We start from the raw sequence: 19,219 nt of genomic DNA on the forward strand, positions 1-19,219 counted from the left end.
CTCATCGTGTAAAACAGATGAGGCTTTTGCAATAAAGAGTCGGTAGATTACGATTTTCTTGGACGTTGACGATAGAACGCCAATCCGATTAAACCAAACATACCCCAGAAACCTAAGCTTCCCCCACCGCCACCACTGGCTTCATAATTGGTATTTTTCGCTGTATTTTCTAAAGTAATGGTCGCTTCAGGCGATAATTCCAGTTCATGATCGAAAATCGTGTATTTCAGCTCATAATCAAATGGGCTAAAGCTATTTCGTACTTGAACCTGAATATTGCCACCATAACAAATTTCACGTGCATAATCCCCAGGACAAGGTGCTTGACGATCTGCCGTAAGTACCACACCTGAAGGTACTTGTGTAAAACGAATTGCCAGTTCTTGTCCTGTACTATCTTTATAGAATGCAGGCTTATTGGTATTTTCTTTCAAAGTGCTGATAGAACCATCGCCTGCATCGCTATCATTCAGCAATGGATTAAAACTCACTTTGAGGTCTGTACCATATTCAAGTCGTACACGATCATCTTTTGCAATTGGGGCAATATTGCTAAATTTACCTTCAAGTAAGCCCGAAGAATGCAAATTACTGTCCAATTTTGAGGTAATGGTGTATTTACAATACGCTGAATCGGTTGCTTCTGTGACTTTATCATTCAGTCGATACATCACAATCCGTTGCAACTGTGCATCCCATTCACATTTGAATAGTGGATCTTGGGTCAATTTATCGGTACTAAATGTGGTACCTGAACCCGAAATTGCACCAATCCCCAATACTTCAGTGCTAATGCTAAAGTTGTCAGAATTAAGCTGTCTTAACTGAACAAATTTCCCATCTGCAGTTGGTTCATCTTGCTTTAATGCCATCGCAAATGGATCAACATAAATGGCACGATATTGCTGCTTAGCTTTGGTATTCGCCAACAAATCCTGCATCGTTTTCAAATCAGTACGCGATTGAGAAACGACCGAAGATGCAGCATCTTTACTTTGATCTATCGCAGACTGAATACGGTCAATTTGTTGCTGATAATTGGCAAATAAACTTTCATAAGAGACATTACGCAAGCTTTGAATATCGGCTGCATTTAAGCGCATCACTTCTACAGAGCCAATTTCACAGGTATTTTTTGCATCAGGATTTAAAGTTAAAGTTGCATTACTCACCCGCGCTAAACCACGTTGTTCATAATCACTACACCCCATGCTGTTTACATCAATCAAATCTTTCGCAGGGTCTGAACCAAGTTTTGGATAATACAACGGCAGGAATAAATTATAAGCAGATGGTTCTTGCAAGGGCTGCAATACTTGATCAAAGCTAAGCCCTGTCAAATCCAAATTTTTAGCACCATCATAAGAACTATTTGCTGTTTCAGGCAAATCACACTCGCCTTGCTCTGTCGCTGATCCCATTGCGAATAAGGCATTGCGAATTGTGTTGATGTTGCGCGCCTGCTCTAAGCTCGCAGGGAATGCATAACGACAAGATTTACCTTGGTTAAAGGCCAACATATTAAAAGAGAGGACAATACGTGGATAATTGTCATAAAACAAAGTACTCAATGCTTTATTTTCAACAATGGTATTACTTTGCAAATACACCTGTGACAAAGTGCTAAGCGGATGATTTTCTGCATTACTTAAGTTAAAGATATGACCTTTGCTGGTATCAGCTTGGTTTTGTGCAATCGTACTGGCAGTCAACGTAAGATCTGGTTGGCCGCAAAGATCAAAAGTACTAAGACTATTTGCAGCACCATTTTTCACAATACTGCTGCGGTCAATTTTCACCATAGAGCGTGTATTGACCAAGTTGGCACTACAATCCATTGCCAACACACTACCTGCTTTGGCTTGGTTCGCATGGATATAAGCATTTTCTAAATTGACTTGACGCTCCGCTTGATGAGCAACAACGTAAATTGCACCACCTTGTTCTGCATGCGAATTTTGAATTTCGACATTGTTCGCAGCTAATGGGCCTGCCACAAATAATGCACCACCCTTGCCTGCATCTGCAGGGTTTGCATTACCACCACCATGGGCATTCCCATTTTTTAGAATGACATCGTATAGCGCCACGCTGGCTTGGGTATCTGAAGTATTGATAATGCGGCTATTGCCATGTGCATTAATAGTGGTTTTTAACGGTGCAATTGAAGGATAACGATGTGTAATTGGATCTACTTGGTTATAGTCGACCGCTGTCGCCCCATAAATACGCACCATAGATTGCGGGCGTAATTCTGAGTTTAAGATATATTCCCCAGCCTGCAACTGAATCATATCGGTTGCACCACGGTTGGTATTGCCTGCGCTACATCCACCGAACGCAATATTCTGCTTGGCCGCAACTAACGCTTCACGTAATGAACATTTGCTTAAGTCTTCACCATTTTGATCTTCAAAGGTCGTGACCTGAATCACACGATTATCTGCTGCCATAAGCGACATAGCAGACAGCACCATTATCCCTAATAGTGTTTTTTTATTATTTTTCATATTCATCCTTTATGCTTTTCTACGGCGTAAACCCAACAAACCCAATAAAGTCATTAATCCGTAAGCGCTCCATGCACCACCAGAAACTTTTATTTTATCGCTTTCCATACGATTTTCATGTTCTTGAATAACTTGGACTTTCACTTCCTTATAAGGTGTTGTGCTGTTAAAGCGTGTGGTGCTGGTAACTAATTTAATTTTAAAGACATCTGCACCATGCCAAGCAGAATCTGGGGTATATACCAAATTCCCCAACTCATCTACGGTCAATTTTCCTTTAGAACGTGTATCGAGTTGCTCAATTTGCACACAACCTGCTTGCCATGCTTGGCCTGTCGGATTGTTTGGATAGACTTGATCACAAAATTCTTTAGGCACCAAATCACTATCACCCAACAAATCACTCACCGACATTTTAGCAATTTGACCCGCCAAAATATCTTGACCTATAAGCCCCATAGTTTCAGGAACCATCACCTCTATTGCACCACGGTCACATAAGGTAATATCTGACTGACGGTTTTTACCGCGCTGATCTGAAGCAGCACAACCGACTACCGTATTATCCCCCAGTTGTAATTGCCCCTGATTCAACACCACAGAATCTTTCAGGCTGTTATAACTGAGCAATACGCGTGGGCGCATAAAGCCCAAGAATGAGTTTTCAGGAACTTGATATGGACAAAAGAGTGCCGTTTTATCTTGACTGAGGGTTTGGCATGCACCTTCAAGCAGATTACCTGCAAGCACCGAATTTGCAGTCCATAGCGTATTTGGATAGTTGCTATCGCCTGCTCCACAGCCTGCGCCGACTAAATTATTTTGCAATCTTGTTGCATCTGAACCTGCTTGCACACAGTTTGCTGCAGTATTGACACTGACAGGATGTGGATTACCCAAAATCACACTATTGGCAATATAGGCTTTACCCAAAGGTGCGTTGAGATACACACCACGGCTGTTACCAATCAAGCTAATGTTATTGACACCAATATCATCCAGCACATTCATAACATAGCCTTCATTTGCAGTAAAAGTACTGCTCACGATCATATTCCCCATACTAGGAAAGGCTTTGATTTCTTCATCTGCCAAACTTGCTGCAGAATAGAGATTGGCTGAAGCAACTGATATGGTTTTGTTGCCTTTAAATACTGAAGTTGTAATCACAAAGCGTGGGAATTGCGTATAAATGACGCCACCTTCCTGCGCTTGGTTAGCTTCAAGCAAGCTATTTTTGATCTCAATAAAACCTGCAGGGATCTTCTCGTCAGTCATTTGTGCGAGGTTATAAATTGCCCCACCTTGATTGGCTACACCCTGACTCAGTTTCACATAGTCTAAAATTAAATGTTCATTATTATAAATCAGACCACCTTGTTGCTGACGACAGCGTTCCTCACCGCAGCCCTGTAAAGTTAATTCTTTTAAAGAAACTTTTAAGAAACGATCCTTGCTATCTTCAATGTGGAAAATTCGCTCATTGCCGCGCATCTGAATCGTGGCATTATTCAAACCTGGGGCAGTTTTATCATTCAGACTACTGTCATAGGTGGTTTTAATTTCAAGGTTTTCTGTAATTTTAAGTTGAGTATCAATTTGATAGACGGCTTTCTTTTCTAATAAAATCACACTTGAGGCATTTTTGCCGCCACAGCCCAAATAGCCTTCTTCAGGCATGCCTAAATTAATATACTCAATGGCTTCACGCAAAGAACATTGTTGATCATCTGCTTTGGTGTCAGCAGTGGTGGTGACAATGATATTACTACTATATGCATGACCTGCGATAAACAGCATACCAATGCCGATGCTCTGCTTGAGCATAAGCGTACTCCTTGTAATTTTCTTTGTTTTTTTTTCTTCTTTAGTTGCAAATTCCCTGCAACTTCGAATTATTTTCCGAATAATTTGGCATAGCTTGCGCAAATTCTCAAGTAATTTTAATTTTTACCGATATTCGTCAATTAAAGCATAAATCTGACGCAGGTTTGCGCCACTTAATTTCGTTTTCTCTCCTTTAAGTAATTGCACCAACTGTTCAAGGCTTTGCAGCAAAATCGAGGTCTGCTGTGGGCCATGTAACAACAAATAATCAATAATTTGTGGGTCGATGATAATCCCGCGACGCTCTAACACAGAACTCACCAAAGCTTGTCGGTCTGCATACAAACTGCCTGAAGGCACTTTAACACTCACTGCCTGCGTCAAACGTGATTGCAAATCGGGCAATTCAAGCTTTAATTCAATCGGTGCAAAACGTGATGAAAACACCAACTGACCACCAACCTCATTGCTGTAATTGATTAAGTGAAACACCGCACGTTGCCAATGTGGTACACCACTAATCGCTTCAATATCGTCTAAAGCAACCAAATCATAACGGTCTAAAGAGGTAATTGCTTCTGTTGGGGCATCCAATAATTCAAGTAAAGATACTTTAATGGCTGATTTGCCAATTTCTAAATAGGAATCACAAATTGCAGACAATAAATGACTTTTGCCTGTACCCGCACCACCATAGACATAAAAGCGATTGACCAATCCTGCATGAAGCTGTCGAACTGCATCAATCACATGCCCCCAACCTGGACCAGAAAAATCACTGATCCGTGCATCTAATTGAGGCTCGATATCTAACTGCAGTTGACGCATAGAATTGTAATCACCTAGGAGTTTTGCTGATCTGAGGGCTTTATCTTACTTGATTTTTCAGTCTGTTGCAGTGAATTTGCTGACTGAGGATCAAGCTCAATATCAATATGAACTTGTGCTGTATCAATGCTAATGTCACCCGATGCACCATCTTCCGACACCACCACAGGTTGCCCATACAAATAACTTTTTTCGTAAAAATCACGTAAATGACGCAGTAAAACCACAATCACTGCTGCTACTGGTAAAGCAATCAACATCCCCATGAATCCAACCAGTTGTGCACCTGCTAAAACAGCAAACACCACCGCGACTGGCGAAAGCCCGATTTTATCACCCAATAAAAACGGTTGTAGAATATAGCCTTCCACCGCCTGTCCAATCATAAAGACCACAAGGACTAAAACCAATTGCATCCAGTCAATGCCAAATTGCAGGAAAGTGGCAATAATGGCTGCAACAATGCCTACAGCGAAACCTAAATACGGAATAATACTAGCAAGTCCCGCTACCATCCCAATAATCAAGCCGACTTCTAAACCAATCAGTTGCAATCCAGTCGCATAAACGACGCCCAACAAGATCATCACCAAAAACTGACCTTTAACGAAAGCGCCTAACACACTGTGACATTCTTGTACCACAGCCAACGTGCTTTGCTCATAAGGACGCGGAATTAAGCGACGCAGGCTGTCGAGCATACGCTGCCAGTCGAGTAGGAAATAGAAAGCAATAATTGGAATCAGCACCACGGTGCCGCCAATTTGAATAAAATTCAGACCAGACTGTGCGACACGCAATAACATGGCTTGAATACTATCGGCGCTATAATTGGTTTGCACATAATCCATGACGATGCTGCTCATGTGCGAGGTATCAATTTCCATTTCTTCAATATTGAAAGTGGATGATACCCACGGCAAGAAGGTCGAATTGATCCAGTTAATACCGACAGGAATACTGTCACGCGCAATCATCAACTGCTTCCAAACCAAAGGAATGATGTACCAAACTGCCAAAGTCAGCGCGATGCCAATCCCAATAAAAACCAAACTGATAGATAGCCAACGTGGCAAACCGACTTTGCAAAATTGTTCAACCAATGGGCTAAATAAATAAGCCATGAAAAATGCAACAACAAAAGGAATGACAACCGGTTTTAATAAGTACAGCACCCAAAGGAGCAGCACTATCCCAGACAGGATAAAAATGCGACGCAAGGTACGATCGACCATAGAAATTCGCCTTTTTTCAGTTTATTCGTTATAGAAGTTAAAATATTTGAATAAAGATAGCATTTTAGCGCATAAATAACATAAGAGTTTCGTATATTCAGGTATAATCGCCCCGCGAATGCGGAGACTTCATTATGAGCAACTCAACTTCTAACCCAACCACTGGTTTAAGCTATAAAGATGCTGGTGTCGATATTGAAGCGGGCGACGCGTTAGTCGATCGTATCAAATCTGTCGCTAAGCGCACGACTCGTCCTGAAGTGATGGGTGGATTAGGCGGCTTTGGCGCACTTTGTAAAATTCCGAAAGGTTATGAAGAACCTGTGCTCGTATCTGGCACAGATGGTGTAGGAACTAAATTACGTTTAGCGTTGAACCTAAACCGCCATGACACAATTGGTCAAGATTTGGTGGCAATGTGTGTAAATGACTTGCTGGTGTGCGGTGCTGAACCTTTATTCTTCTTAGACTACTATGCAACAGGTCACTTAAATGTAGACGTTGCAGCCAATGTTGTTACAGGAATTGGTAAAGGCTGTGAGCTTGCAGGCTGTGCGCTTGTAGGTGGTGAAACTGCTGAAATGCCAGGCATGTATGAAGGTGAAGATTACGATCTTGCAGGCTTCTGTGTGGGCGTGGTTGAGCAAAGCAAAATTATTGATGGCTCTAAAGTAAAAGCTGGCGACGTTCTGATTGGTGTCGCTTCTTCAGGTGCACACTCAAACGGTTACTCTTTACTTCGTAAAATTTTAGACGTAAAAAATGTTGATTTAACTCAACTGGTTGATGGTCGTCCACTGGCTGACGTTGCCATGGAACCAACACGCATTTATGTCAAATCAATGCTTGAACTGTGCAAACAAGTTGATGTGCATGCTATGGCGCACATTACGGGTGGCGGTTTACCAGGTAACTTACCACGTGTATTGCCAAATGGTGCGCAAGCAGTGATTGACGAATCATCTTGGGAATGGCCAGAACTGTTCAAATTGTTACAACGTGAAGGCGGTGTAGAACAGTTTGAAATGTATCGCACCTTTAACTGTGGTGTAGGTATGGTTGTTGTTGTAGATGCCAACGATGCAGACAAAACAGTTGAGCTTCTCAACAGCCTTGGCGAAAAAGCTTGGGTGATGGGTCGTATTCAAGACAACGCCGAATCCGTTGAAGGCGCAGATGAAAAAATTCGCGTAATTTTTGCGTGATTTGACTCAGATGATCAAAATAGCTGTCCTCGTTTCAGGCAGCGGAAGTAACTTACAAGCCCTGATAGATGCCAATCTTTCAGGGCAAATTGTTGGGGTTATTTCCAATAAGCCTGATGCTTATGCTTTACAACGCGCTCAACAAGCAGGGATTCAAACTGCAGTGATTGAGCACAAACAATATCCGAGTCGTGAATTATTTGATGATGTCATGCATCAACAATTACTTGATTGGGATGTTGATTTTGTTGTTCTCGCAGGCTTTATGCGTATTTTAAGTGCCAAATTTGTGCATGCTTGGGAAGGTAAAATGCTCAACATTCATCCTTCACTCTTGCCGCATTATAAAGGCATGCACACCCATCAACGTGTACTCAATACAGGCGATACTTTACATGGTTGTACCGTGCATTATGTCACTGCTGAATTAGATGCAGGTCAAGCACTGGCACAAGGTGTGTTGCAAGTAAACATCCACGATGATGCCGAAAGCTTGGCGAACCGTGTGCATGTGTTGGAGCATTTGATTTATCCGCAAGTGGTTGAATGGATTTGTAACGGAACCATTCAGCACACTGCGCAAGGTGTGATGTATCGCCAACAACTGTTACAACAACCTGTGCAGTTTTGCAATTTTTAAATATTCTTTAAGTATGTAGCTTTTGATATATACGAAAAACGCCTGTTGATCAGGCGTTTTTTATGGTTCGTATTTGGTTCAGACTGAATTAAACAGAAGCAGCTTTACTCTGCTGTGCTTGAATCAAATCTTTAATCAACTGCACCGTCGCTTCAGGTTTTTCTAAAGGGAACATATGTCCACCTTCAACCACCTGATAAGCAATGTTGAATTTCTTGGCGGTAATTTGTGGGAAACCTGCTTTTAAGAACGGCCCTTTTTTTGCAATCACCAATTCTGTCGGCACTTGCAGTTTTGCTTGCGGCAACCACCACAGTGAGGGATTGGTTCTAAAAATATTGACTTCGTCCATTTTTGGAATGGTCAATTGTACTCCGCCTCGCACATGGTCATCAGTCAAAGCATGCTCGATATAAGCCTGAAAACAATCGGCATCGAAATCTTGATAAAAACCTTTCGGACGCAATAAGTCTGCTGCTTGCTCACGACTATCCCAATGATCACGACGGCGCAAAGACAAAGATGCAGGCGACAGTTGATCTACTGCTTTAAGCTTAAACATTTTGGCAAAATGTAAAAACACCGATGCTTTACCCATAATTAAAGGTGGATCAAGCATGATCACTTGTTCAAATAATTCAGGGCGTTGTAAAGAGGCTTGAAACGACAACACTGCACCTAAAGAATGCCCCAACGCAATCACTTTACGTCCCTGAGCTTGACGTACAACACTGTCAATCACTTGTTGGGTTAAGCTTTGCCAATGATTATCAATCGGATAACGCTTATCTGGCCCCAACAAAGGGACGTAAATCACATCGTAATCATCTTTAAGTAAATCAAACAGTTTTTGATAAACCTTCGATGGCACGCCATTGGCATGCGCAAAATGAATCAGTGGTTTCATTGTAATTTCACGTTTTGCTCAGTCTGAATATGTTGAGATAAAGAAGTGGCAAAGCCCTCTCCCACTGCTGCACCCATACGACCCAACACAGAGTCTAAAGGACTGTGTTCAATGGTATAGTTCACTGTTTTATCTAGGTTTAAATCACGCTTCAGGCTATTTAAACTGCCAATCTTATCGGCAATGCCTAAAGTCACGGCTTGCTCACCTGTCCAGAACAGACCTGAGAAAATCGCAGGATCTTGTGATTTCAGTTTCGCGCCGCGTCCATCTTTCACTGCTTGAATAAAGTGGCCATGCACATTATCTAATACGGCTTGCACATGTTTTTTCTGTTCAGGATCAACAGGTTGTGTCATCGACAATAAGGCTTTATTTTCACCTGAGGTCATAGTACGATCTTCCACACCCATCTTCTGCATTAAACCGCTCAGCCCATAATTTGGCATAATCACGCCAATTGAACCCACCAAACTTGATGGATTGACAATAATTTCATCTGCAGCGGAAGCAATGTAATACGCACCTGAAGCGCCAGTATCGCCAATCACGGCATAGAGTTTTTTCCCTTGATGCTGTTTTTTCAGATATTGAATTTCTTGCCAGATTTCATCTGACTGCACAGGTGAACCACCCGGAGAATTAATATTTAGCACCACCGCCTGACTGTTGCTGTTTTCATAGGCTTTTTTCAGTGACTTGATGGTGTCATTGCTGTTCACACTTTGCTTATCAGATGCAATTGTGCCAACAATATCCACCACCGCGATATGTGGACTCGCTGCCGATGGATTCGTGGTCGTGGTACTGCACCCTTTGCCCATTATCACCAACAGTAAAAATATATAAGCAAAAGTTAAAAACTTAAAGAAAATCCCCCAACGACGTGCACGACGTTGTTCTTCAACTGAAGCTAAAACAGCTTTTTCTAATAGTTTCCACTCATTGCCTGTGGGCTGCTGTGCTTGTGGAGATATTTGTTGTGATTCATTTTGTGGTTTTGGTGGCCAATCGGACATGAAACAATCCAAAAAATAGTAAATTTGCTCCATTATATACACGGAATTGGCAAAAACTGTCTAAAGCCTGTATTTTCTCCTATAATATTTTACATCTTTATCCTTTCTATCAATTGATGCTGTCGTTATGACCGAACCTGCACCGACAACGGCTTTATCGCGCCTGCTTAATTTTGTCAGTCGACAACCTTTAACTGTTGCGCGTCTTTTTGCAAAATCTTTGGCTTTTTTGGTCAATACTCTGCGTTTGAGTAAGACCTCTCAAACCATTGAGCTTAATCTACAAATTGCGCTTCCTGAGCTGAACTCACAACAACGCGAACAGATTACCCAGCAAGCAATTCGTAACGAACTGACCTCTTATTTTGAGTTTTTTCATATTTGGGGATCAAGCAATCAAAAAAATATTCAAAGAATCCATCAGGTACATGGTTTAGAACTATTACAAGATGCACTGGCTGCACAAAAGGGTTTGGTCTTAATTGTGCCGCATTTTGGCACTTGGGAAATTATGAATGCGTGGATCGCTCAATATACGCAAATGACCATCATGTATAAACCTGTCAAAAACCCTGCGGCAGATGATTTTGTGCGCCAAGCACGTAGCCGTGAACAGGCACATTTAGTCCCAACAGATGAATCTGGGGTACGTCAAATTTTTAAAGCACTCAAACAAGGCGGAACCACTGTCATTTTGCCAGACCATACCCCAAATATAGGTGGTGAGATGATTCCTTTTTTTGGTATTCCGTTGGAATCGAGTAATTTAAGCGCCAAATTGATTCAGAAAACTAAAGCAAAAGCTTTGTTCTTATATGCGTTAAGAAATGCAGATCAAGGCTTTGATATGTATATCGAAGCGATAGATGAGCACATTTATCAGTGTGATGCCAATGCAGGGACAGCTATTATTCACCGTGCAATTGAAGATTTGATCCGTCGTTATCCTACACATTATCACTGGAGTTATAAACGCTATAAAGCCCATCCAGATTTACGCGGGGTCTATCATAAACCTGTGCAAGAAGCCTTGGCAGATGTGCAGGCTGTACGTGCCCAGACACAGAACCAAACTAACGCTGCAACCACAATTTCTGCTGCCGATACGGCTGTATAAGCATACGCTGTTGTGCATCTACAGAAAAACGTACGCTGCCCTGTTGTATGGTGTTCATGAACGGAATATTGAGCGCAGCCAAGCGTTGCTGAACTAAAGAACTAGGATGTCCATAACGATTATCAAAACCTGCAGATGCCACGGCCAATTTGGGTTTAAAATGTGCTAAAAAATCATAGGCAGAACTGTACTTACTCCCATGATGACCCAAAATTAACACATCTACTTTTAAATCAGGATATTCCTGCAACAATTGATATTCAGTTGCCCAACCTGCATCGCCCATCACTAAAAAATGCTGATATGGCTGTGCGGATGGCACTGAAATATACAACACACATGACAACTCATTTTGTTGCTGTGCGGCATAGGGTAATTGACTCGGTTTAGGAGATAAAACTTGTATCTGTACCTGATGTGGTAAAGACCACTGTTGCCCTTGCTGACACAAATTAAACTTGCTATTTACTGCCACATCTACGGTCTGATTGGCAAAGACATGCTGAATATTGACTTCATTTTGCAAATGAGGAAATGCACCACTATGGTCTTGGTCTAAATGACTTAAAACCACCAAGTCCAGTTGTTTAATACCATGCACCGCTAAAAATGGACGTAAAATTTGCTGTCCAATACTAAACTTACTTTCATCATAAGAACCGCCCACATCAATCATCATGTTGTAATGACCTGAACGTAAAAATAAAGCTTGTCCCTGCCCCACATCGAGTACTGTTAATTCAAATGGTTGTCGTTGGCTATCGACTATAATCAGTGGAACAAAACATAAGATTGCCCAAGTTTTAGGCAATACCGATTGTGGTAAAAATAGCAGAAATAAGCCTAAACATAGACAGACATACACCGCTGCAGACATCGACAAAGTATGTAACCGTGGTACAAAAACGGTTTCCATCCCCCGAAAAATCAAGCGCAACAAAGCCATAGCTAGATCATTCAATTGAAACAGTATTGACGCCAAGGGTTCAAAAATAAAAAAGCAAATTCCTGCCAAAACATCTAAAGGCACGATCAGCATACCAATCAATGGAATTGCGATGATATTAATAAGCGGTGCAATCCACGCCACTTGTTTAAAAAACACAATCACCAAAGGAAATAAGGCAATAAAAATTTTCCATTGCGACTCGATTAGAATTTTGCTGGCATGTTTCAGTTGCTGCCAACGATTCAGCTCTATACGTGGTTGCGCACTCAAGCTCTGATAAATACGCAGTAGAATAAAACAGGCCCCGTAAGACAGCCAAAAAGCAGCAGACAGCACACTTAAAGGATCAAACCATAGCAATAATGCAGCACTATAAATAAGTAAGGCAAAACCTTGAAGCTTCTGCTTCATCACCAGCATCGCTGTAACGAGACTGCACATGAGCAAGGTTCTTAAGGCAGGAATTTCAAAACCAACAAAGGCGGTATACAGCAATACACAACTTAAAAATGGCAACATGAGCAAGTATTGTTTAGGCATCCACAAATACCAATGCGGACGGTAATACCTAATCAGCTGACGTAATGCCCAACAGAACATGCCTGCAAAAATCAGCACATGTGGCCCTGAAATAGCCAATAAGTGGCTAATTCCAAAACGCTGAAACTGTGCTTCAGTTTCTGCATCTAATAGGCTTTTATCTCCTGTGAGTAATGCAAGAATTAAACCTTGATGATGCAAAGGTTGCTGCTGAATAAACAGTCGAATTTGATAACGCTGCTGTTCAATCCATAATCGAAATTTTGCCCATAGCGTCTGTTGGGCACGCCAATGTTGTGTAAACCCCATGGCATAAATTTGTTCAGCCGAGATAGGCTGAATCTGCTCTACTCGAAAACCACTCATAATATTTTGCTGTAAATACCACCGCTCTACATCAAATGCACCTGCTGTGGCATAACTATGCGCAGGGCGAATTTTTCCACTTAATTTGTAATAGTGTCCAAGTTCTAAATTTTGCTCTTGATCTACCTGAGTTTGTGCTAAAGTTGCTAACCATGTCACTGTTTGAGGATGTCGGTTTAACACCTCAACCCTTTGTGAAATGCTGTTGTCATTTAGCTGATTTAACTGTCTGACATAAACCACGACTTCAGCAAATTCAGGTTGTAGTTCACGCCATTGCAAACGCTGCTGCATCTGCGTATCCGCATAGATCAAACCGAAAACAAGACTCAAAACACCTGCCACTCCTACATTCAAACATTTCCAATAGATTGAAGATAAGCGAGCTTGCAACAAGTATTGCACAACGATACTGCATAAAATCAGTAAAACCATTGCACTAGGCATGGAAGTCAATGAATGTATTGGAAAAGAAGAAGAACGTATTCCGACACAGGCGATCCCAATCACCCAAGCCAGACCAATCAATTGCAGCATGAATATTAAACTTATTATTTTTATTGGCATGCATCATAAAGCCCACCGAAGTGGGCTTCAACAAAACAATCTTATTCCAGCAATTGCTATTTTAAACGCAATCGCTTTTGAGCGGCTTTACGAGCTATGCCCCTAAGCATCTACCCAAACACCATCTTGCATGTGCAAAATGGTATCGGCAGATTTTGCCAGTTCTTCATCATGGGTCACAATCAGCATCGCCATGTTAAATTCACTGCGTAATTCACGCAGCAATTCAAAAATTTTAACTGCAGTTTTGCGGTCTAAGTTTCCAGTAGGCTCATCGGCAAGCATGAGTGCGGGTTTTGTTACTAATGCACGTGCCAACGCAACACGCTGACGCTCCCCTCCAGAAAGCTCACCCGGTTTGTGGGTTAAACGATGCGATAAACCGACTCGCTCAAGCAGATAGTCTGCCTGTGCCTTCACCTCTTTGTAATTTGTGCCTGCACGTAACATTAACGGCATTGCCACATTTTCAAGCGCACTAAACTCAGGCAATAAATGGTGAAACTGATAAACAAAACCGAGGTATCGATTACGCAAATAGCCGCGTTCAGCTTCGCCTAAATTGTCAAAACGCTGCCCATGTAAAAATACTTCGCCTGTGCTTGGACGGTCTAAACCACCCAACACATGCAATAAGGTACTTTTGCCCGAACCACTCGCTCCGACAATCGACACAAACTGCCCTTGCTGAACTTGTAAATCTAGACCACGAATCACTTCAACAGTGGTTTTGCCATCGGTAAAGTGTTTAGAAACTTGCTTGGCTTCCAGAACAATCTTACTCATAACGCAATGCCTCTGCTGGTTGAATTTTCGCGGCACGTAATGCAGGGTAAATCGTCGCCAAGAAACTTAAAATTAATGACAAGCTCACAATCACCACCACATCTTGCCATCTTAAATATGAAGGTAAGTAGTTGATAAAGTAGGCATCAAATAAGTTTAGCCCTAATACATTATTCAACCATGCAATAAAGCCACTGATACTGGACGCGAAAATAATCCCCAAGATTGCACCTGAAACCGTACCAATAACCCCAATGACCGTACCTTGCACCATAAAAATTTTGGTAATCGTGCTTGGTGATGCACCCAAAGTTCTTAAAATCGCAATATCCGATTTTTTATCGGTCACAACCATCACCAAAGAAGACACGATATTAAATGCAGCCACCAAAACAATTAGGAATAACAATAGGCTCACCATCGCCTTTTCCATTTGAATGGCGCTAAACAAGTTACCGTGCGTATAAGTCCAGTCCGAAGCGTAAAAGTTGGCAGGTAGCTCTTGCACAATATCTCGAGATACTTGTGGTGCAGCAAAAATATCATCCAGTTTTAAGCGTACACCTTGCGCACCATCGGGTAAACGCAGCAAAGTCGAAGCATCATTCAGGGCGATATATCCCATCATCGAATCGACTTCTGCACCAATACTAAAAATACCGACCACTTTGAAGCGTTTAAAACGCGGTACAACGCCTGCAGGTGATGGCGTCGCTTCAGGTAAAACCAAGGTAATGCTGTCGTTTAAACCCAAACCCAAGGCATCAGTCATTTGTTTGCCCAAAACAATACCGAACTCACCCTTTTTCAGATTGTCGATACTGCCTGCAACCATGTGGTTTTGAATGATGGATACTTTCTTTTCGTATTCGGGTTCAATTCCCGTGACCATAATGCCCGACACTTGCCCTTGTGCAGTCAACATGCCTTGCAATTGCGTAAATGGTGCAGCACCAACAACATGCTTATGTTGCTCAACTTTCGTTGCAAGTTCTGGCCAATTTGTTAAAATTTGTGTTGATGAAACAGTGGCTTGAGGTATCATGCCCAAGACACGATTTTTTAATTCGCGATCAAAACCATTCATCACCGAAAGTACGGTAATGAGGACGGCAACACCCAAAGTTAGACCGATCATCGAAACTAAGGCAATAAAAGAAATAAAGTGGTTACTGCGCCGAGCGCGCGTATATCTCAACCCTATATATAGCGAGATTGGTTTAAACATACCATCAAGTCCGAGGTAATACATTATGGAAAATTTACAGCATCAAAGCGTCGCGTCTGAACGTCGTGTCATGTCACGAATTGATGCTGCCCTGAGAATCAATTACCAGATCATTTCTGACGATGTTGCGCTGAACGACCCTTACGATGCTAATTTTGTTTTACCGCGTTATTTTCTACTACTCGCAGAATTAGATCAATTTGATCATGCATTAAACTACGAATTAGAACAATTAACTGAAAAAGATCAACAAATTGCTCGAATCTTATCCTTATTCAACCAAAAATTAAACCTTATTACAGGGTCTTTATACGATGCAATTGTACAAAGCATGTTACCTATCCCTGAACAGGTCAATTTTTCAGAAAGTGGTTTCAGTTTTTATAGTGAACGTGAATTAAACACGGGCAGTTATATTCATGTCACGCTCAGCCATCCTGAAAAATTTTTCCATATAGCCGCAACCGCGCAAGTGGTTTACAGCCGTGAAGAAGAAAATGGACAATATCGTACTGGGGCGTATTTTATTACTCTACACCCTCAAGATCGCGTCAAACTTGCAGAAGCCGTTGCTTTAAAACAAGCATAATCTCAGAAATAAAATAAATCATTTCTGCATGTTCGCGTATATAAAATCACGTGGATAACGCCATCTTTGCATATCGTTAGGATGGTGTTTTGATTTTCTAAGCCAATGCCCGACTTGCTTTAAGATCACGATAAAAATACAGCACTAAGCCTGACAATAAAACCAAAGCGCCCACAAATACCATGACCGATAAAGCTTCTTGATTGAATAAAGCACCAATCAACAAAGCAATCATTGGCGTCATGACGGTGGTTAAAGATAAGGTGGTCGCCTGAATATTCTGCACCAATTTAAAATAACAGAACATTGCAATCAAAGAAGCCATGATCACGGTATAAAGTAAAGCTGCGATAGATTTAAGACTCGGCAAACTAGTCGGTACATATTGCCAAATAAACGGCACAATACATAAAGCCGCAATGGTTGATACCAAAATCGAGCCAGTTGCCTGTGCTACAGGTTCAACTTGCGCATTAACTTTTTTCACCCAGAAAATAGACATGGTGTAGGTCAATACACTAAACAGCATTAAAACAATACCCAGAGGATGCACATGCTGTGTTTCGCCGCCAAAGCAGATGATGCCAAGCCCTAAAATGGACACTGTCATTCCGATCCATTGAATACGTGCCAAATGCAACTGAAACACAAAACGACCAATCAAACCTGCTATGATGGGGGGCAGACCAAACATCAGGGCGATAATGCCTGAGCTTAAATAAGCGGTGGCAATGTAGGTGAAAATTTGTGAACCGATCAGACTAAACGAACCTGCCAAATAACTATGCCACGCTTGTAGATGATGTGGAAATTTCACTTTTAACAGCAGCAATAAAATAATAGCTAAGGGCAAAGCAATGAAAAAACGTAGCACCAAAGCCCAAAGCATGTGTAAATCTGACACACTCCAGACAATTGCCAAAGGCGTTGTTGCCCAAATGAAAACCAATAAGGCATAGGTCATCATAATATTGGTTTTAGAAGGCATGCGTGACTCGTATTAAGCAGTTTTACGTTTTTGCTTTTGGATGGTTTGATCTAGACTACTTGAAAACTCACGTTTATCACGTTCTGAAATAGGTGCTGGCCCACCTGTTTGTACGCCTGCACCACGCAAAGTATCCATAAAATCACGCAAATGCAGACGCGCTTTCACATTGGCAACAGTATAAATTTCACCACGTGGATGAATCGCTATTCCGCCCTTTTCAATCACTTGTGCCGCTAGTGGAATATCCTGCGTGATCACAATGTCGTGTTCCTTCATGCGATCTACAATTTCCTGATCGGCGGCATCGGCACCATGCATCACTTGAATAGAGTTAATCCGTACCGAAGGCGTAATCCCGACCGATTGATTGGCAACAAAAGTGACTTCAAGTTGGTAACGATCTGAAGCACGTAAAATGACTTCTCTTAGAATTTTAGGTAATGCATCTGCATCAACCCAAAGTTTAAATGGCAGCACTGTGCAACCCTGATAATAATATGCGACTAGTGTATCAAACTCATTACATTGCAGTATGTTTAAAATGCTCAGAATTGCATGCTAAAGTGTAGATGGATGTGATTTTGTTTCTGCTGCATCGCTGTCCACAATCTGTACAAATGCAGTGGCATTACATGAAATTTCAGCCAAAGACTTGAAAAATCGAAATAACCCTCGATCTAAGAGTAAAGAAAAGAACCCAACATCTCAAAGTGCTTATGAACAATCAAAATAGACCAGAAATCATCCGCATTGAAGATCAGAACTTCGGCAGCCATGTCGAACATTGGAATTTACTCACGGATGAACCCTGCACCGAAGTTCCAAAATGGTTAGGACTGGCTCTAGATGCACCAATTATGCCAATGGGTTTATGCCGCCAAGAAGCAGAAATGGATCAAAGCACATGGCTGATTCAAGGCCCAAGCAAAGAGGCAATTCAATTGACACAAGTGATTGCGGTTGAAAATAACAAACCACAAGCTGTAAAAACGGCTTTCCCTTGCTTTGAAAGTCCTTACAAAGTTGAAGCTAAAATTGAACGTATCATTAGCTGCAAATCTAACACTCAAGCGGTGCTTCGACTCAATTTAGGCAACAACAGTATTGTCTATGCTTTTGACAGTTTATACAGCGTCAACCATCAACAATACCAAAAAGATCAAACCTACTGGGTGCATTTAAACGCATGGGCGTATGAACTTGAAGCTGTTGCTGAAGGCGAACAATTGGTGGTCGATGATCCTGCGTCAATTAAACACCATCGTGCGCTGAATGATATTTTAGCAGCCAATGATGGTGTTGCACCTGCCAATCTGCAAGAACAAATTGACGCATGGCAACCTAAGTCCGAAGATGACAAAGCACCTGTAACGGTGGATTTTTCTAAAATGGTCGCATATTTATATGGCGAAAATATCGGTCAGGAAGATGAAGCTTGGTTTCAGGGCAATGTTGTTGGTAAAACCAGTTTTGAATTCATGAATCAAGCCTATACTGTTTATGATGTCACTCTAATTCATGATGAAAATCAGCCTGCGATTTTAATTCGTCTTGCAACTAAAAATCCTGCGCACCAAAACTTTGAAATTGGACAATACATTCGTGGCAATATTTGGATTCAAGCCAATATTCACAATATAAAACAGTAGTTTATTAAAAATAAACCTCAAAGTAGCTGTCTAAATAATAAATTCATATTCATCATCCCCCCATCCTCGCCTTCTCCTCAGGGAGAAGGAACTTTCAATACTTATTTCACTGATGGCTTATAATCAATTTTTGATTGTTAAAAGCGTGCTATTGATAGTATGAATATATTGATGCTTATTTAAGCATTTTAAATTCAAAAAAACGCAGTTATCCACAGCTTTAAATTTATTATAAATTCAAAATCAGCCATATTTTAAATCGAATA

The 19,219-nt window shown here is 41.4% G+C and carries 17 protein-coding genes; 6 read left to right on the forward strand and 11 right to left on the reverse strand.

Translation table 11 applies throughout. The features are described from left to right. Positions 1–47: 47 nt before the first annotated feature. From FTV43_RS00510 to cxpE, 4 genes are all read right to left on the reverse strand, one after another. Entirely contained in the window at positions 48–2,462 is a 2,415-nt protein-coding gene (locus FTV43_RS00510; RefSeq protein ID WP_257224081.1) for a CSLREA domain-containing protein, read from the reverse strand. A gap of 57 nt (positions 2,463–2,519) precedes the next feature. Further along, the gene (gene rbtA, locus FTV43_RS00515) at positions 2,520–4,337 is read right to left on the reverse strand and encodes a rhombotarget A (RefSeq protein WP_179994633.1); all 1,818 of its coding nucleotides are present in this window, start codon (positions 4,335–4,337) and stop codon (positions 2,520–2,522) included. Between the two features lie 123 nt (positions 4,338–4,460). After that, positions 4,461–5,165: a DnaA regulatory inactivator Hda gene (gene hda / locus FTV43_RS00520; RefSeq protein ID WP_004971812.1), complete on the reverse strand. Its 705-nt coding sequence runs from the start codon at positions 5,163–5,165 to the stop codon at positions 4,461–4,463. Positions 5,166–5,179: 14 nt separating this feature from the next. Beyond that, a complete protein-coding gene (gene cxpE, locus FTV43_RS00525; RefSeq protein ID WP_179994634.1) occupies positions 5,180–6,400 on the reverse strand; it encodes a chloramphenicol efflux transporter CxpE in 1,221 nt (406 codons plus the stop codon). Positions 6,401–6,534: 134 nt separating this feature from the next. On the opposite strand from cxpE, the gene purM reads away from it, so the two are divergent. Then, on the forward strand, positions 6,535–7,605 hold the full coding sequence (purM, locus tag FTV43_RS00530; RefSeq protein WP_004971815.1) for a phosphoribosylformylglycinamidine cyclo-ligase: 1,071 nt from the start codon (positions 6,535–6,537) through the stop codon (positions 7,603–7,605). 10 nt (positions 7,606–7,615) lie between these two features. Continuing rightward, positions 7,616–8,245, forward strand: a complete 630-nt coding sequence (gene purN, locus FTV43_RS00535; RefSeq protein WP_179994635.1) for a phosphoribosylglycinamide formyltransferase — start codon at positions 7,616–7,618, stop codon at positions 8,243–8,245. An 88-nt stretch (positions 8,246–8,333) separates the two neighbouring features. Here purN and FTV43_RS00540 read toward each other — a convergent pair whose 3' ends face one another. Continuing rightward, positions 8,334–9,152, reverse strand: coding sequence for an alpha/beta fold hydrolase (locus FTV43_RS00540; RefSeq protein WP_179994636.1), 819 nt, complete (start codon positions 9,150–9,152; stop codon positions 8,334–8,336). Continuing rightward, positions 9,149–10,171: a signal peptide peptidase SppA gene (gene sppA / locus FTV43_RS00545; RefSeq protein ID WP_179989048.1), complete on the reverse strand. Its 1,023-nt coding sequence runs from the start codon at positions 10,169–10,171 to the stop codon at positions 9,149–9,151. The genes FTV43_RS00540 and sppA overlap by 4 nt, the downstream gene beginning before the upstream one ends. 127 nt (positions 10,172–10,298) lie before the next feature. On the opposite strand from sppA, the gene FTV43_RS00550 reads away from it, so the two are divergent. After that, positions 10,299–11,288 carry a lysophospholipid acyltransferase family protein gene (locus FTV43_RS00550; protein WP_179994637.1) on the forward strand — a complete coding sequence of 330 codons (990 nt, stop codon included), beginning with the start codon at positions 10,299–10,301 and terminating at the stop codon, positions 11,286–11,288. Here the strand turns inward: FTV43_RS00550 and FTV43_RS00555 are convergent. After that, positions 11,245–13,590: a DNA internalization-related competence protein ComEC/Rec2 gene (locus tag FTV43_RS00555; RefSeq protein ID WP_257224082.1), complete on the reverse strand. Its 2,346-nt coding sequence runs from the start codon at positions 13,588–13,590 to the stop codon at positions 11,245–11,247. The two genes, FTV43_RS00550 and FTV43_RS00555, sit on opposite strands and share 44 nt — an antisense overlap. Here FTV43_RS00555 and FTV43_RS00560 point away from each other — a divergent pair. Continuing rightward, a complete protein-coding gene (locus FTV43_RS00560; protein WP_154648271.1) occupies positions 13,589–13,816 on the forward strand; it encodes a hypothetical protein in 228 nt (75 codons plus the stop codon). The genes FTV43_RS00555 and FTV43_RS00560 overlap by 2 nt on opposite strands. Here the strand turns inward: FTV43_RS00560 and lolD are convergent. Together lolD and FTV43_RS00570 are read right to left on the reverse strand one after the other, a co-directional pair. Continuing rightward, a complete protein-coding gene (gene lolD, locus FTV43_RS00565; RefSeq protein ID WP_179994639.1) occupies positions 13,813–14,496 on the reverse strand; it encodes a lipoprotein-releasing ABC transporter ATP-binding protein LolD in 684 nt (227 codons plus the stop codon). The genes FTV43_RS00560 and lolD overlap by 4 nt on opposite strands. Then, positions 14,489–15,724, reverse strand: a complete 1,236-nt coding sequence (locus FTV43_RS00570; protein ID WP_104853304.1) for a lipoprotein-releasing ABC transporter permease subunit — start codon at positions 15,722–15,724, stop codon at positions 14,489–14,491. Before FTV43_RS00570 ends, lolD begins: the two co-directional genes overlap by 8 nt. A gap of 25 nt (positions 15,725–15,749) precedes the next feature. Between FTV43_RS00570 and FTV43_RS00575 the strand changes: the two genes are divergently transcribed. Continuing rightward, a complete protein-coding gene (locus FTV43_RS00575) occupies positions 15,750–16,313 on the forward strand; it encodes a PilZ domain-containing protein (RefSeq protein WP_179994640.1) in 564 nt (187 codons plus the stop codon). A 97-nt stretch (positions 16,314–16,410) separates the two neighbouring features. Here the strand turns inward: FTV43_RS00575 and FTV43_RS00580 are convergent, their stop codons facing one another. Beyond that, on the reverse strand, positions 16,411–17,301 hold the full coding sequence (locus FTV43_RS00580; protein ID WP_179994641.1) for a DMT family transporter: 891 nt from the start codon (positions 17,299–17,301) through the stop codon (positions 16,411–16,413). A 12-nt stretch (positions 17,302–17,313) separates the two neighbouring features. Further along, on the reverse strand, positions 17,314–17,781 hold the full coding sequence (locus FTV43_RS00585) for a YaiI/YqxD family protein (protein ID WP_004971836.1): 468 nt from the start codon (positions 17,779–17,781) through the stop codon (positions 17,314–17,316). Between the two features lie 239 nt (positions 17,782–18,020). On the opposite strand from FTV43_RS00585, the gene FTV43_RS00590 reads away from it, so the two are divergent. Continuing rightward, positions 18,021–18,953, forward strand: coding sequence for a hypothetical protein (locus FTV43_RS00590; RefSeq protein ID WP_019837949.1), 933 nt, complete (start codon positions 18,021–18,023; stop codon positions 18,951–18,953). Positions 18,954–19,219: the final 266 nt, after the last annotated feature.

Origin of the sequence: Acinetobacter sp. YH16053 (genome assembly GCF_013417035.1) — a bacterium.
Classification (GTDB): Bacteria; Pseudomonadota; Gammaproteobacteria; order Pseudomonadales; family Moraxellaceae; genus Acinetobacter; species Acinetobacter towneri.